This window comes from Corynebacterium sp. UMB6689 (assembly GCF_030215295.1).
GTDB classification, from domain to species: Bacteria; Actinomycetota; Actinomycetes; order Mycobacteriales; family Mycobacteriaceae; genus Corynebacterium; species Corynebacterium aurimucosum.
The window spans coordinates 23,657-38,367 of record NZ_JASOLS010000002.1 but is presented as its reverse complement, the minus strand read 5'-3'; the positions used below and the strand labels follow the sequence as shown (position 1 = coordinate 38,367).

Annotated in this window: 13 protein-coding genes; 6 read left to right on the top strand and 7 right to left on the bottom strand. The window is 62.4% G+C overall.

Translation table 11 applies throughout. From position 1 onward, the window contains the following. Positions 1–111 precede the first annotated feature (111 nt). Entirely contained in the window at positions 112–1,764 is a 1,653-nt protein-coding gene (locus tag QP363_RS01180; protein ID WP_284761988.1) for an L-lactate permease, read from the bottom strand. 235 nt (positions 1,765–1,999) lie between these two features. Here QP363_RS01180 and argS point away from each other — a divergent pair, with 235 nt between their 5' ends. The 4 genes from argS (at position 2,000) to thrB (ending at position 7,427) form a co-directional block, all read left to right on the top strand. Then, positions 2,000–3,661 (top strand): arginine--tRNA ligase, encoded by a 1,662-nt coding sequence (gene argS / locus QP363_RS01175; RefSeq protein WP_070646017.1) that lies wholly within the window; start codon positions 2,000–2,002, stop codon positions 3,659–3,661. 12 nt (positions 3,662–3,673) lie between these two features. Beyond that, positions 3,674–5,011 (top strand): diaminopimelate decarboxylase, encoded by a 1,338-nt coding sequence (gene lysA, locus QP363_RS01170; protein ID WP_284761987.1) that lies wholly within the window; start codon positions 3,674–3,676, stop codon positions 5,009–5,011. A 151-nt stretch (positions 5,012–5,162) separates the two neighbouring features. Then, positions 5,163–6,485 carry a homoserine dehydrogenase gene (locus QP363_RS01165; protein WP_070646010.1) on the top strand — a complete coding sequence of 441 codons (1,323 nt, stop codon included), beginning with the start codon at positions 5,163–5,165 and terminating at the stop codon, positions 6,483–6,485. Between the two features lie 18 nt (positions 6,486–6,503). Next, positions 6,504–7,427, top strand: coding sequence for a homoserine kinase (gene thrB / locus QP363_RS01160; protein WP_070443760.1), 924 nt, complete (start codon positions 6,504–6,506; stop codon positions 7,425–7,427). Position 7,428: 1 nt separating this feature from the next. Here the strand turns inward: thrB and QP363_RS01155 are convergent, their stop codons facing one another. From QP363_RS01155 to QP363_RS01140, 4 genes are all read right to left on the bottom strand, one after another. Then, complete coding sequence (locus QP363_RS01155) at positions 7,429–8,130, bottom strand: metalloregulator ArsR/SmtB family transcription factor (RefSeq protein WP_070443763.1); 702 nt, start codon at positions 8,128–8,130, stop codon at positions 7,429–7,431. A 118-nt stretch (positions 8,131–8,248) separates the two neighbouring features. Continuing rightward, entirely contained in the window at positions 8,249–9,979 is a 1,731-nt protein-coding gene (locus QP363_RS01150) for an ATP-binding cassette domain-containing protein (RefSeq protein WP_284761986.1), read from the bottom strand. A gap of 9 nt (positions 9,980–9,988) precedes the next feature. Next, a complete protein-coding gene (modA, locus tag QP363_RS01145; RefSeq protein ID WP_284761985.1) occupies positions 9,989–10,711 on the bottom strand; it encodes a molybdate ABC transporter substrate-binding protein in 723 nt (240 codons plus the stop codon). Positions 10,712–10,733: 22 nt separating this feature from the next. Then, the gene (locus tag QP363_RS01140) at positions 10,734–10,994 is read right to left on the bottom strand and encodes a DUF2249 domain-containing protein (protein ID WP_201828364.1); all 261 of its coding nucleotides are present in this window, start codon (positions 10,992–10,994) and stop codon (positions 10,734–10,736) included. Positions 10,995–11,090: 96 nt separating this feature from the next. Here QP363_RS01140 and QP363_RS01135 point away from each other — a divergent pair, with 96 nt between their 5' ends. Then, on the top strand, positions 11,091–12,290 hold the full coding sequence (locus QP363_RS01135; protein WP_201828363.1) for a beta-carotene 15,15'-monooxygenase: 1,200 nt from the start codon (positions 11,091–11,093) through the stop codon (positions 12,288–12,290). Further along, on the top strand, positions 12,271–13,650 hold the full coding sequence (locus QP363_RS01130; protein ID WP_284761984.1) for a multicopper oxidase domain-containing protein: 1,380 nt from the start codon (positions 12,271–12,273) through the stop codon (positions 13,648–13,650). Before QP363_RS01135 ends, QP363_RS01130 begins: the two co-directional genes overlap by 20 nt. Here QP363_RS01130 and QP363_RS01125 read toward each other — a convergent pair. Then, a complete protein-coding gene (locus QP363_RS01125) occupies positions 13,637–14,203 on the bottom strand; it encodes a molybdenum cofactor guanylyltransferase (protein WP_070710977.1) in 567 nt (188 codons plus the stop codon). The genes QP363_RS01130 and QP363_RS01125 overlap by 14 nt on opposite strands. Positions 14,204–14,209: 6 nt before the next feature. Continuing rightward, the gene (gene moaC / locus QP363_RS01120) at positions 14,210–14,695 is read right to left on the bottom strand and encodes a cyclic pyranopterin monophosphate synthase MoaC (RefSeq protein WP_070710978.1); all 486 of its coding nucleotides are present in this window, start codon (positions 14,693–14,695) and stop codon (positions 14,210–14,212) included. Positions 14,696–14,711: the final 16 nt, after the last annotated feature.

The following is a 14,711-nucleotide window of genomic DNA, read 5'->3' as shown; positions in this document are numbered from 1 at the left end:
TTCCTTACGTGCAGAGATGAAGCGGACACAAAACGCGGGCAAGCGAAAACCCCCAGACCGAGCGGGCGAAGCGCCCTATTCTGGGGGTAGTTGGTGCTGAGGGCTGAGAACTTAAGGAACCAGGAAGCCCAGCACGTTGGTCATGAGGAAGACGATGATGCACACGACGGCAAGGAAGGCCACGGAGTAGCCCACAACGGCCTTGAAGATGCGGGATTCCTCGCCCTCCATTTGAACCGCAGTGGCTGCAATGGCCAGCGACTGCGGGGAGATCATCTTGCCCACAACGCCACCCGAGGTATTGGCAGCCAGCATGAGGTCCGGGTTAACGCCGATGCGCTCAGCAGCGGTGACCTGGAGGTTGGCAAAAAGGGCGTTAGCGGAGGTATCCGAACCGGTAACAGCGGTGCCGATCCAACCCAGAACGGGGGAGAAAAGCGCGAAGATGCCGCCGACGGAGGCCACGAACTGGCCGATGGAGATGGTCTGGCCGGAGTAGTTCATAGTGTAGGCCAGCGCCAGAACCAAGATGATGGTCAGCGCAGAGAACTTCATGCGGGAGATAACCTCGCCAAACTTAGCTAGCGGTGCCGATGCCTCCAGCGTGTAGCGGCCGTTCTCGTTGAAGGACATGTAGATAACAGCCACGATGATGCCGGAAATCAACAGCAGGGTGCCCGGGTTGCCCAACACGTTGAACTTAAACGCGGTATCCATGGCGTGGCCTTCGGCGTCGAAGACGGTGCCTTCGAGAAGCGGCCAGGCAACGTTGAGCTGCAGGAAGCCGAAGATGGACGGCCACGCGGTGGCGATGGCGAAGACAGCGGTGACCACGGCATAGGGCAGCAGTGCCATCCAGATGCGGCTGCCGTTGAGGTCCGTGACCTCCTCTTGGGCGGGCAACTCCATGCGCTCACGCAGGCTGTCCACACCCTTGGGCTTCCACACACGCAGGAAGAGGAAGCCAGCGCCGAGGGAGACAATGCAAGCCACGACGTTGGTGAGCTGGTAGGCAAAGAAGGTGGCCGCGGCCCACTGAGCAATGGCGAAGGAGATGCCGATGACAGCGGCGGCGGGACCTGCTTCCTTAACACCCCGCATGCCGTCAAGGATGAAGAGGATAAAGAAAGGCACGACGGCGGCGATGAGCAGGACCTGCAGCGAAATCAGTCCGGCGATATCAGCGGTCTGTTCGGCGGTACGGCCGCCCACGGAGCCTGCGGTGGTCACCGGGATGCCTACCGCGCCGAAGGCCACGGGTGCGGTGTTGGCGATGAGCACGGTGGTGGCTGCCTTGAGGGGTTTGACGCCCAGCGCCAGGATCATGGTGGCCGTAATTGCTACCGGAGCGCCGAAGCCGGCGAGCGCCTCCAAGAGGCCACCGAAGCAGAAAGCGATGAGAATGGCCTGGATGCGAATATCGCCATCGCCCAAGAGGTCAAAGGTCTTGCGCAGGTCATTGAAGCGGCCAGAGGCCACGGTGACCTCGTAGAACCAGATGGCAGTAATGATCACCCAGACGATGGGGAAGAGGCCGAAGAGCCCGCCGCGCACCGCGGAGGACAAAGCCATGCCGGTTGGCATGCCCATGCCAAAAATGGCGATGAGAACCGCGACGAGAAGCGCTACCGCACCCGAGGTGTGAGCGCGGGCCTTGAGCCCTAGGAGCATGATGAAGAACGCGATGAGCGGCAACGTGGACACCAGCGCGGTGAGCCCGACGTTGCCAGCAATGGCGTCGGTGGTGATGTTGAAGGTTGACATAAAACTCAATTCCAGTTGGCTCCCGCTGGCGTCTTTGTGGAGGTCCCCAGGATGCGGCACCGCATGTGTCGGCCAAGCGAGAAGGCGGAAGGTTGGATCGATTCAGATAACGCCTTTAGGGTAGAACTTGGTGCTTCGCTGTGCCGCATTGTTCACCTGATGGGGGTGAGTGACCTTGCTAACCTCTGCGACCTGATAGCGCCTCCCAGCGGCGGAGACGATAGACTTTGGCCCTATGAATCCTGAAGATCTTTCCGTCCTGATCAAGAACACTGCCGCTGCCGTGCTCACCGAGCATGAACTGGACGCCTCCGTCCTGCCAGAGACTGTCACCGTGGAGCGCCCGCGCAACCCGGAGCACGGTGACTATGCCACCAACCTGGCACTCCAGGTAGCCAAGAAGGCTGGTGCCCAGCCCCGCGAGCTGGCGCAGTGGTTGGCGGAGGCCCTCGCCGGCAACGACGCCATCGATGAGGCCTCCATCGCGGGCCCGGGATTCCTTAACATTCGCCTCGCTGCCGCAGCGCAGGGCGCCATCGTGGCCCAGGTGCTCAATGCCGGTGCAGACTTCGGCAGCAACACCACCTACCAGGGCAAGAAGATTAACCTGGAGTTCGTCTCCGCGAACCCGACTGGCCCGATCCACCTGGGCGGAACCCGCTGGGCTGCCGTGGGTGATTCGCTGGGCCGCGTGCTCGAAGCCTCCGGCGCGGAGGTGACCCGCGAGTACTACTTCAACGATCACGGCGGCCAGATCGACCGCTTCGCTCGTTCCCTCGTGGCTGCCGCCAAGGGCGAGCCGACCCCGGAGGACGGTTACGGCGGCGATTACATCAAGGAGATCGCTCAGGGTGTGCTGGAGCAGAACCCGGACGCCCTCGACGGCAGCGATGCCGAGGTCCAGGAAGCCTTCCGCTCCGCGGGCGTGGAGATGATGTTCGCCCAGATTAAGGAGTCCCTCCACGAGTTCGGCGTGGACTTCGATGTCTACTTCCACGAGAACTCCCTCTTCGAGTCCGGTGCCGTGGAGAAGGCCATCCAAAAGCTCAAGGACAACGGCAAGCTCTACGAAGCTGAGGGCGCATGGTGGCTGAAGTCCACCGAGTACGGCGATGATAAGGACCGCGTGGTCATCAAGTCCGATGGCAACGCCGCCTACATCGCCGGCGATATCGCCTACGTGGCTGATAAGTTTGACCGGGGCCACGACCTGGCCATCTACATGTTGGGCGCAGACCACCACGGCTACATTGCCCGCCTGCGCGCTTCCGCTCAGGCTTTGGGCTATGACCCGGAGGCCGTCGAGGTCCTCATCGGCCAGATGGTCAACCTGGTCCGCGATGGCCAGGCGGTCAAGATGTCCAAGCGTGCCGGCACCGTCATCACTCTTGATGACCTCGTCGAGGCCATCGGCGTCGACGGCGCGCGCTACTCCCTGGTGCGTTCCTCCGTGGATTCCAGCCTGGACATTGACCTGGGTCTGTGGGCTTCGCAGTCGGCGGATAACCCGGTCTACTACGTGCAGTACGGCCACGCCCGCATTTGTTCCATCCTGCGCAAGGCAGCAGAGCTGGGCTTCGACACCGCCGAGCTTGCCGACGCCCCTCTCGACCTCCTCACCCACGATAAGGAGGGCGACCTCATCCGCACCCTGGGCGAGTTCCCGGAAGTTGTGGCCACCGCTGCCACGTTGCGCGAACCGCACCGCATCGCGCGCTATGCCGAGGAGCTTGCCGCCGTGTTCCACCGCTTCTATGACCAGTGCCAGGTGTTGCCGAAGGCTGGTGAAGAGACCGAGTCGATTCACTCCGCACGCCTTGCCCTGGCCAGCGCCACCCGCCAGGTCATGGCCAATGCCTTGACCATGGTGGGGGTCAGCGCACCGGAGAAGATGTAAGACAAGGTATCGATGACTGATTTCAATTCCCTTCCGGCCCACGTGTGGCCGCGCAACGCTGCTCGTGACTCCGATGGCGTGGTCTCGATTGGTGGCGTTTCCCTGACCGAGCTGGCTGAAGAATACGGCACCCCGCTCTATGTTTTCGATGAGCAAGATTTCCGCTCACGCTGCCGGGACATGGCCCAGGCCTTCGGCGGCCCCGACCACGTGCACTATGCCTCTAAAGCTTTCATTACCAAGCGCATCGTGCGCTGGGTGGATGAGGAGGGCCTGTGCCTTGACGTGGCCTCCCTCAATGAGGCCAAGCTGGCGCTAGCCGCGGACTTCCCGCCGGAGCGCATGACCGCGCACGGCAATAACAAGGAAGATGAGTACCTTGAGCTGTGCGTAAACGAGGGGATTGGCCATGTGGTCTTGGATAACGCGGAGGAGCTCTCGCGGCTTAACAGCATTGCTGCGGCCACCGGCCGTGTGCAGCCGGTGATGATCCGCGTCAAGCCTGGCGTGGATGCCCACACGCACGAATTCATCGCCACGGCTCATGAGGATCAAAAGTTCGGCATTTCCCTGTCCACCGGCGCCGCCTTCGATGTCGCTCGCACGGTGCTGGAATCCGCGAACCTAAAGCTCGTGGGCTTGCACTGCCACGTGGGCTCCTCGGTGTTTAATGCCGATGGCTTCAAGCTGGCCGCCGAGCGCGTGCTGAGCCTCTACAAGCGCATTCACTCCGAGCTCGGTGTTGCCCTTGAGGAGCTGGACTTGGGCGGCGGCTTCGGCATTCCCTACATGGAATACGAGGAAGCCCTCGACGTCGCCACGCTGGCTAAGGACCTGCTCGACGCCGTGGAGCGCACCGCCACTGAGCTCGGTATCAAGCCGCCCTTCGTGCTGGTGGAGCCCGGCCGCTCGCTGGTGGGTGCCTCCGCGGTCACCGTATACCGCGTGGGCACGGTCAAGGACGTGGAGACCGGCAAGGCGGATCTGCCGATGCGCCGTTACCTCTCCGTGGACGGCGGCATGTCCGATAACATCCGGCCGGCGCTCTATGGCTCTGAGTATGACGTGCGCGTGGTCAACCGCCGCACCCAGGGCGAGCCGGTGGACTCGCGCATCGTGGGCTTCCACTGCGAGTCTGGTGACATTCTGGTCAACGAGCGCCGTTTCCCCTCGGATATCACTACCGGGGATCTCCTCGCTTTCGCCACCACCGGCGCCTATCAGTACATGATGGCCTCGCGCTATAACGGCGCTCTGCGCCCGGCGGTCGTATCCGTGCGTGACGGCAAAGCCTCACTTATGCTGCGCCGGGAAACGGTGGAGGACTTGCTGGCGTTGGACGTCGATTAGCGCGGCGTTGGCACAGCTCACCGCATTTTATTCACAAAGACATGGCCGGTCGCACGTTGTGCCGGCCATTTCGTATAGAAATAGACAGCTCGTTCTGTATAGTGATGGGCTAGCACGTAAGAATCTTTCGCAATTTCAACAAGGGGACACCATGACGACGAACCGTAGCAAGAAGCCCGAAGGCGAACCCGTAGGAATCGCGCTGCTTGGATTTGGCACTGTGGGCGCTGAGGTTTTCCGCCTCGTGCAGGAGAACGCTGACGCTTTTGCACACCGCATCGGCGGCCCCGTGGAGATCCGCGGCGTTGCCGTGCACAACAAGAACAAGCTGCGCCCGGGCGTTCCGGCGGAGCTGCTGACCGACGACGCCAAGGCACTTGTCCTGCGCGATGATATCGACCTTGTCGTCGAGGTCATCGGCGGCATTGATTTCCCGCGCGAGCTTGTCCTCGCCGCCCTCAACGCCGGTAAATCCGTGGTCACCGCCAACAAGGCTCTCGTGGCCGCGCACGCGGATGAGCTCGCTGAAGCTGCCGACCGCGCCGACGTTGACCTTTACTTCGAGGCCGCTGTAGCCGCCGCCATCCCGGTCGTCGGCATGCTGCGCCGCTCCCTGGCCGGTGACAAGATCCAGCGCATCTCCGGAATCGTCAACGGCACCACCAACTTCATCCTGGACGCCATGGAGTCCACCGGTGCCTCCTATGAGGATGCGCTGGCTGAGGCCACTCGCCTGGGCTACGCCGAGGCCGATCCCACCGCTGACGTGGAGGGCCACGACGCTGCATCCAAGGCTGCCATCCTGGCATCCCTGGGCTTCTATACCCGCCTGACCTTCGACGATGTCTACTGCGAGGGTATTTCCAAGATCACCGCCGATGACATCACGGCTGCCAACCAGGCCGGCTACTCCATCAAGTTGCTGGCCATCTGTGAGCGCCTCGTGGATGAGGAGACCGGTGCGGAATCCGTCAACGCCCGCGTGCACCCGACGTTGGTTCCGAAGGAGCACCCGTTGGCTTCGGTCAGCCAGTCCTATAACGCCATCTTCGTTGAGGCGGAGGCCGCTGGTTCCCTGATGTTCTACGGCAACGGTGCCGGCGGTAACCCGACGGCATCTGCTGTGCTGGGTGATGTCATCGGTGCGGCACGCAACATCGTCCACGGCGGCCGTGCGCCGGGGGAGAACACCTATGCCAACCTACCTATTGCGGAGTTCGGAGAAGTGGAAACTCGTTATCACGTCGACATGGAAGTTGAAGACCGCACCGGCGTGCTCTCCGCCATCTCCGGTGTCTTTGCCCGCCACGGGGTCTCCCTGCGCACCGTGCGCCAGGAAGACGGCGATGCCACCGCTCGCCTCATCGTGGTCACCCACGCGGCTAAGGAAGCGGTGCTGGAGGATATCGTCGCCGCCCTCGGCGAGCTCGATGAGGTCAAGGCTGTTCACTCCGTCATCCGCCTGGGCGTCTAAGGGGCTTAGGTAAAAACAATGAGTATCGATATCGAAGTAGGAACCAAGGTCACCGTCCAGGTCCCGGCCTCCTCGGCCAACCTGGGCCCCGGCTACGACACCCTTGGCATCGCGCTGAGCCTCTACGACACCGTAGAGGTAGAAGTCACGCGCTCCGGCTTGGAGGTAGAGATCTTCGGCGAGGGCGCCGACGAGCTTCCTCGCGACGGTTCCCACTTGGTAGTCAAGGCCATCCGTTCTGCGCTGAAGGCTGCCGACGTAGAAGTATCTGGCCTGCGCGTGGTATGCACGAACAACATCCCGCAGTCCCGCGGTTTGGGCTCCTCGGCCTCCGCTGCGGTAGCCGGTGTGGCCGCGGGCAATGGCCTGGCTGGTTTCCCGCTCTCCGAGGAGCAAGTCGTTCAGCTGTCTTCAGCCTTCGAAGGCCACCCGGATAACGCCGCGGCCTCCGTGCTAGGAAACGCCGTGGTCTCTTGGACCACCGTGCCTGTCGACGGCCGCTCGCTCCCGGAGTACCGCGCCGCCACCTTAGACGTGCACCCGACTATCAAGGCCACGGCCTTGGTCCCGGACTTCCATGCATCAACCCAGGCGGTGCGCCGCGTGCTTCCCTCGCACGTCACGCACGCCGATGCCGCCTTCAACGTCTCCCGTACTGCGGTGAACGTGGCGGCGTTGACCGCCTATCCGGACCTGCTGTGGGAAGGCACCCGCGACCGTCTGCACCAGCCTTATCGCGCTGATGTCCTGCCGGTGACCGCGGAGTGGGTCAACCGCCTGCGCAACCGCGGCTATGCCGCCTACCTGTCCGGTGCTGGCCCCACCGTCATGGTCTTGCACACCGAGCCCATCGAGGAAGAGATCCTCGAGGATGCCCGCGGACAGAACCTGCGCGTGCTGGAGCTGGAGGTCGCCGGGCCGGTTTCCGTCGAGCGCGGTTAGGCTAGCTAGCCTCCTTTTCCACGTTGATTCGGCACACGCCGTTTCCGGACTTCGGGATCAGCTTCAGGCTTAACCTCCCACCGGAATCGGCAGCCGCCTGCTCCAAGTAGCCATCGTGGATGGCGCAGACGAAGGGGGAGGGCTCCACACCGGCGCTGACAAATGGGCAAGCGTGTAGCTCCACATCAGTGCGGCCCTCCTCGTTGAAGTGATCAGACGAGGTTACCGGGTCAAAGCCCATATCGCGCATCATCCGATAAAGCGAGCCGAGTGCCTCAGCACCATGGCTGGTGGCCGCAGTTTTGGCCCATTCGCGGCCAAGCTCCCGCGCCTGATCGGAGGAATAATCGTTGAGCTGGTCTTTTTCCGCCAGCGCTGTGATAAGCACGCTGATCAGCGTGACGTATTCCTCCGCCACTGAACGGTTGTCCGGCACCCGCACTTGAAAGATCAGTGAGGGGCGTCCGCGCCCCTTCGCCGGAGCAGTAACTACTCGCACCGCGCCAGCGCGAACGAGCTCATCCAGGTGGCCGCGCGCGGTGTTGACATGCATGCCCATCTTCTTCGCAATCTCGGCAGCCCGTGCTCCTTGCGGGAATTTCTGTAAGGCCGAGAGGACGTCGCGCTGCTTGGGGGAGAGCTTCATCGTGTCAGGAAACAGCTCGCTGGAGGAGCGGGGGCTAGGCGTAGCAAATGCGGACATGAACTGTGACTCCTTGAAAAACTCTAGAAGGATTCTACATCCGAGGTCCTGATTCTCTTCCACTGCGGTGCTCAGAGGCACCACGATCTGCGTGACGACGTGGGTAAAATCCCATGGATTAAGTACGGGTGTAGACCGTGAGGGCGGTGGCGTCGAGGGCCACGGAGACCTCGTCGCTGGGAGCATTGTTGCCTGCTGGCTCGCCCACTGTGAGCCGTTGGCCGTCAATGTCAATAAGGGTGGTTTTGCCCAGATCGGCCACAATGGTTGCGCTCAGTGCGCCAGCGGGGTCGAAGCGCAGCGCAGACTGGTGAAAGGCCGCCCAGTGCTCGCCGTTGCGAGCTGGCTGAAATGCATCATTCTGATGGTAGCCGCGAAGCACATTGACGCCCGCCAGCTCTGCCATAAAACGGGACGGGGGCCGTTCCAGTAGGCGCTCCGCGGAGCCTTGAGAGATGATGTTGCCGGCTTCCATCACCAGGATGTCGTCCGCCAGCGTGTCGAGGTCCACGCGGCTGTGGGTGACGATGACCGTGGTACGGTCAGCGGCTGAAAGGCGCAATAAGTGGCGCCAACGCGCGGCGGATTCTACGTCCATGGCGGCAAAGGGCTCATCCGCAACCAATACCGCCGGGCGCGCCGCCAGCGCGCGGAGGAGGGCAACCTGTGCGGCTTGACCACCGGAAAGCTCGGATACATGGCCCAGCTCTTGCAGTCCGGCGGCGTTGATCAACTCTTTGGTCCTTTGCGGGTCTTTGGTCACCATCGTCAACGCTTGAGCCACGGTGGCAGTGGGCGGCAGCCCAGGGTTTTGAGAAAGCATGATCACGCGTTCGGCGTTGGTGTGTGCCCCTTGGAGTCGCCCGCTAATGAAACGCAGAAGCGTGGTCTTTCCGGCACCGTTGGGCCCGACCACCGCGGTCATGCGCCCGCCCCGGAACGTGGTGGTGGCGTTGCCGATAGTTACGGAAAGATCGTGGGCTGAGTCCACAGGGGTGGTGGCAGTGCGAAGTGCCGCAGGATCCATCGGCTTGAGCATGCGCACCTTCGGCTCGCGGCGACGCCGCAGCAACAGGGGCAGTCCGGCGGCGGTGAGCGCAAGGATGGCTATTCCAATAAGCACGGCGGAAAGGGCATAGGCATTGTCCGCGCTGACCTCGCGCTCTAGGTAGATTCCGCTCGGCATGGTTCGGGTCGAGCCGGGCAGGGAACCGGCGAAGGTGATAGTTGTTCCGAATTCACCCAGTGAGCGGGCGAAAGCCAGCGCACCACCGGTGAACACAGCGGGGCGGATGGCTGGGAGAATGATGCGCCGAAGGATGGTTCCCGCTCCTAAGCCGATGCCGCGCGCGCTGGCGATGACCTCAGGATCGAGTTGCCGCAGCGCGGAGTCCACCGCCACCACCGCGAAGGGAAGCGTGACGAAGACATGGGCTGCCACGACACCCGGGAAGGCGAAAGACACGTGCAGTCCAGCCTGCTCCAGAACAGGACCAAGCAGCCCACGGCGCCCCAGCAGCGCAGTGAGAGCCAAGCCGCCCACGACGGGAGGCATGGCCAAGGGGAGGTAGACCACCAGCCTCACCAGGTGGGAGACGCGGTGTAGCTGTTGCAGCCACAGCGCCAAGCAAGTGCCCAGCAACGTGGACAGCACTGTAGACCACGCCGCCGCGGACAGGCTGACGCGGAGAAGATCCTGGGTCATCGGCGAGCTTAGCGTGTCCGAGAGTTGCCCCCAGGGCACCCGCACTCCCAAGGCGAGGACTGGGGCGAGAATGTAGATAGCTGCCAATGCGCCGGCGGCGATGACCGGCCAAGGGGCTCGTGGGCGCTGTTCGCGCAGAATCATGCCCGACACCTAGTTCACCGGAGTGAAGCCGAATTGTTCCCAGGTGCTGTCAAAATCCGACGCGAGAAGCGAGAGGACTTCTTGGGCTTCTTCATGCCGGGATGAAGAAGCCACCACAGCGCCCATGATCTCATTGCGGAAGTTTTCCGCGTGGGCGAGCGGAATGGCCTCGACGTCCTCGTTGGCGGCGGCGTCGGTGGAATAGACCCACCCGGCGTCCGCTTCACCGGAGGCAACCTTTCCCAGGACATCAGCGACTTGGCTCTCCAAAGATGATGCGTACAGATGCCAGCCATTGGCCTCTATAATGCGCGTGGAAATGGCTCCGCAAGGCACGCTCGGGTCACAGAGAACTAGGCGTGCCGAGGGCTCCAGGTCTGCTGCAGAGCGAAGACCTTGAGGATTACCTTTCGGCACGACCATAACCATGACGTTGCTGGCTAAGGCCACGGGCGTCTCCACGCTGCCCTGAGCGAGTGCATTCTCCATGGTCTCCCGAGAAGCAGTGAGGAGAAGGTCTGCGGGCGCTCCCTCATCGACTTGCTGCACCAAAGCAGAAGAGCCGCCGTTGTTGAAGGCCAGGGGAGTCCCGGAGGCGCTAGCAAGCTCGTCATTCAACACTCTTGTCGAGGATGCAGCAAACACCTGCAAGGGTTCTGTGGAATCAGAGGCGCAACCGGCAACAGTCAGCGCGGCGGCGATGACGGGGATTGCAATCTTTGCGAGGTGCATGGTCAGTCAGCTTACGGAAGCTTTAGGCGGTTCGCGTGAATTTGATGTGGACGTCTTGTGGTTCTTTCTTAAGATACTCGCGAGCGAAAACCTCCTCCCGCTGGTCCACCTCTTTGAGCAGCGGAAGTGGGTCGTGCGGGGCAATGAGGATCATGGCTTCGCCCACGTTGAGGGTGCCGAGTGCCCCATGGATGGCGCCGTGGCGCACTGCGTGAGGGATTTCGGAGGCGTTGAGGGTGGGGATGTCGTGGCCCTTGGAGGCGTCGATAAGCGGCAAGTTCATTGATCTTTTCCGTTTCGATTTTCTAGGGAGAGCTGGCGTTGCTGCCCGTGCAACCAATTTACTACGATTATATCCGTGCAAATAAAAATGTCAGACGTGCCTCTACGTGACGTCTCCTTGGCAGCTCGCCGGCGCTGGCACACCATTGCCTTTAGCCTCGTGGCCTTGTGGATCGCGGTGGGCGTGGGAATCACCGTGGCGAGTTATCTGGGAGCACCCGTCGTGTGGTGGGATCTCATCCATCCGTTTACCCTCGGAGCGCTGACCACCGCGATCCTCGTATTCAGCACCCACTTCACGGAGGCGCTGACCCGCACCCCAGCCGTCGGGTTCCGCGGGGTGGGCACACGGGTGGGCCTAGTGCAGGTAGGTCTGGTCCTGTTGCTCGTCGACCGCGCAGGCTACGACTGGGGAATGCTCGCGGATATTGGCTCCTCACTCGTCATCGTCGCAGTCACGTGGCACCTGTGGGCGTTGTGGTCTAAGCTTCGAGGCTCTCTTTCTGGCTCTTTTGCAGTCACCGTGCCCTTTTATCTGGCCGCGGCGTGCTTCATGGTGGTCTCTGTGCTGTTGGTTATCCTGGCTGCGCACGGGGTGGGTAATTACTCGCTGTTGGTGGCGGCGCATTCACGCGGCATGGTGTGGGGGTTTGCACTGCTGACCATCGTGGGCACCGTCGTCACGCTGCTTCCCACCTTGACCCGAACGCCAATTTCATCAGCCGCCCGGGCCCGGTGTGGTCGAGCATTGACCGTGCATTGCGTGGGGCTGGGGGTGGCCATGCTTGCCGACGCCTCCGGGCTCACCCGCGCCGCCGGCATGGCGCAGCTACTCACCGTCCTTGCCGCTGTGTTCATCATTCAGCCAGTACTTGCCGGTGCGCTTGGTGGCGTGAAGACCACGGCAAGCGTGTCCGCGATGGCGGGACTGGTATGGATGCTGGCACTGTGTGCCGGTGACGCGGCGGCCACTCTCGCCGGGGCCTACCCGCGCGCGGTGACGTTACTCCTGATGCCCACATTCGTCGGCGCCGGCCTCCTGCAGCTCGTGACCGGGGTACTCCACCACATGCTGCCCATCCTGGCCGGGGCTGCTCATCCCGCGCGAGGCCACCTTCCAGGGTTCGTGCGCGTAGCGCTCATCAACCTTGGCGGCGTGCTGAGCCTCACTGGCATTACTAGCGTGTCCTTCGCCGGGCTTATCATGATGGGGCTAGGCCTCATCGCCAATTGTGCGGCCCTAGTGTGGGCCGTCTCGTCATCTCAAGGAGAAGTTCATGTCAAGCGTGCCCGTTAAAAAGGAGCAATCTGAGAAGCAGTGGGCATCCTGGCTCATCATCATTGTTGCCTTGGTGGCGGTCATTGCACTGGCAGTGACCAATTCGCGGATGGGGAAACAAGATCCGGCGCTGGTAGCTTCCGCCGATGCCGTCACTGTGGATGTCTCTGTCGACGGCATGGCCTTTGTTCCGTCCTCTATTAACGTGGCTGCGGGCAGCCACCTGGTGGTGAATTTTCATAACACGGGCGACCAGGTCCATGACTTGAAGATCGGACGTGAGGAAACCGGAAGGGTAGAACCAGGTGAGACCGTGCAGCTGGATGCTGGGATCATCGATGAATCCGTGGAAGGCTATTGCACGATCGCCGGGCACAAAATGCAGGGGATGACGTTTATGGTCAACGTCGACGAGCCAGCATCTGGGGACCATGAGCATGCGGGGGCGTCGCCAAGCACGGGCTCTGCTGGTGCCCCGGCGACGGTGCCCTCAGCAGCCGAGCGCATGGCGGCACGCGAGGGCTTCGACGCCGTCGGTGCCTCCCTTGCTCCCGCGGAAGGCGACCTTCACGAGGAGACCTGGGTGATGACAGAAGAGGAGGCTGAGGTCGCCCCAGGAGTGCGCCAAACCCGGTGGCTCTTCAACGGGCAGGCACCCGGACCAACCCTGCGCGGCAAGGTCGGGGACCGATTTCGTATCACCATCAAGAACGAGGGCTCGATGGGGCACTCGGTGGATTTTCACGCTGGTGAAGTCAACCCAGATAAGAACATGAAGACGATTCAGCCGGGCGAGTCGCTGACATACGAATTTGTCGCGCACCGGGCAGGCATCTGGATGTATCACTGCTCAACGATGCCGATGAGTCTACACATTGCCAACGGCATGGCAGGAGCAGTCATTATCGATCCGCGTGGTGAGGATGCACTGGGGGACGTTGACGCGGAGTACGTCATGACGGCAAGCGAGGTTTTCCTCGCCACCGCGGGCAGGGAAGCTGAAGGTGCGGATGCGCAGCGAGTCAGCAATGGCGACTATGACCTCGCCGCCTTCAACTACTATCCCAATCAATACGACGAGGGCTTAGCACCGCTGCGCGCCAAGGTGGGCGATACCGTGCGTATCTGGCTGGTTAACCTCGGCCCGGATTTGCCTCTGAGCTTCCACGTTGTGGGCGAGCAATTCGACACCGTGTACAAGGAAGGCGCCTACCTGATTAAGGACGCGAAGGATTCCGGATCCCAGGCGCTGGACCTCTTGCCCGCCCAGGGCGGATTCGTGGAGATGACCTTCAACGAGCCGGGGACCTACTCCTTTGTGAACCACCTCATGACGAACGCAGAGAAGGGCCAGCACGGCCAGATCATCGTTGAATAGCTCGCCGCTCGCGCCGTTCGCGAAGCTCGTCCAGGGTATCTATATCGTGCACTGCGGCGGTGCCTTCGATCTCGGTGATGTTCTTCGCGAGTCCGAGTAAGCGCATGACTGACTTATTGCGGGGATTGCCGAGCTCATTCAGAGCGCGGGCGAGGGACTCGGTGCGCCACAGTGCACACAGCGGCTGCGACAGCCCATCAAGTGTGGCTACCGCGACATCAGCGCCGGAGCTTGCCAAAGCCACCTCGAGTGCGGGGAGCATCTGTGGGGAATCCGGGGCATCGACGGCAAAGATGGCGGTGGTGGACTCTGAGGAGCCGACCAACGCGGCATGGCCCGCGGCGATTCCCGCGGCAGGCCCGCCAAAGAGGGGCTTTTCACATACTTGAGGCATGCCTAAGTGGTAGGGCGAGACAACCGCCACCGGCGCGTCATAGGGCAACTGGCGCAGGAGGCGGTCGATAAGGCGCTCACCGGCGAGAGTGATACTTGCCTTGTCCACACCACCCATGCGTGTGCCGCGTCCGCCCGCCAAAACAATGACACCTGGCATTGTTCTCTATCCTTCCGCGCCGGGCAGCTCACGGGACCAATCACCCGAGCGACCGCCGGACTTCGCGGTGATGCCGCAGCGCCGGATATAAGCGGAGCGATCCACACCTTTGACCATGTCGATGAGCGCTAGGGCGGCGACGTTCACCGCGGTCAGCGCCTCCATTTCTACGCCGGTGCGGTCGGCGGTGCGCACGGTGGCTTCGATGAAGACGTGGTCTTCGCGCAGGTCTATGTCCACTGCGCAGCCATGCACACCAATGGTGTGGGCCAGCGGCAGGAGATCCGGGACCTTCTTCGCCGCCGCAATACCGGCCACTCGAGCAACCGCAAGCACGTCGCCCTTCGGCACGGCTCCCTCCCGCAGTGCGGTGAGGACCTCCGGCGAGCATGCCACTTCGCCTTGGGCGGTGGCGGTGCGCACAGTGGGCTTCTTATCGGTCACGTCCACCATGTAGGCGGAGCCGGCCTCATTAAGATGAGTGAACTTCATTGTTGCAGCGGGTCCT

Excerpts from the sequence above, each read along its gene's own strand:
- argS (WP_070646017.1), top strand. The coding sequence starts at position 2,000 with ATGAATCCTGAAGATCTTTCCGTCCTGATCAAGAACACTGCCGCTGCC.
- QP363_RS01140 (WP_201828364.1), bottom strand. The coding sequence starts at position 10,994 with ATGAACTTGCCGCTTATCGACGCCTCCAAGGGCCACGACATCCCCACC.
- QP363_RS01155 (WP_070443763.1), bottom strand. The coding sequence starts at position 8,130 with ATGTCCGCATTTGCTACGCCTAGCCCCCGCTCCTCCAGCGAGCTGTTT.
- QP363_RS01180 (WP_284761988.1), bottom strand. The coding sequence starts at position 1,764 with ATGTCAACCTTCAACATCACCACCGACGCCATTGCTGGCAACGTCGGG.
- QP363_RS01130 (WP_284761984.1), top strand. The coding sequence starts at position 12,271 with ATGTCAAGCGTGCCCGTTAAAAAGGAGCAATCTGAGAAGCAGTGGGCA.
- QP363_RS01125 (WP_070710977.1), bottom strand. The coding sequence starts at position 14,203 with ATGCCAGGTGTCATTGTTTTGGCGGGCGGACGCGGCACACGCATGGGT.
- lysA (WP_284761987.1), top strand. The coding sequence starts at position 3,674 with ATGACTGATTTCAATTCCCTTCCGGCCCACGTGTGGCCGCGCAACGCT.
- modA (WP_284761985.1), bottom strand. The coding sequence starts at position 10,711 with ATGCACCTCGCAAAGATTGCAATCCCCGTCATCGCCGCCGCGCTGACT.
- thrB (WP_070443760.1), top strand. The coding sequence starts at position 6,504 with ATGAGTATCGATATCGAAGTAGGAACCAAGGTCACCGTCCAGGTCCCG.
- moaC (WP_070710978.1), bottom strand. The coding sequence starts at position 14,695 with ATGAAGTTCACTCATCTTAATGAGGCCGGCTCCGCCTACATGGTGGAC.
- QP363_RS01165 (WP_070646010.1), top strand. The coding sequence starts at position 5,163 with ATGACGACGAACCGTAGCAAGAAGCCCGAAGGCGAACCCGTAGGAATC.
- QP363_RS01150 (WP_284761986.1), bottom strand. The coding sequence starts at position 9,979 with ATGATTCTGCGCGAACAGCGCCCACGAGCCCCTTGGCCGGTCATCGCC.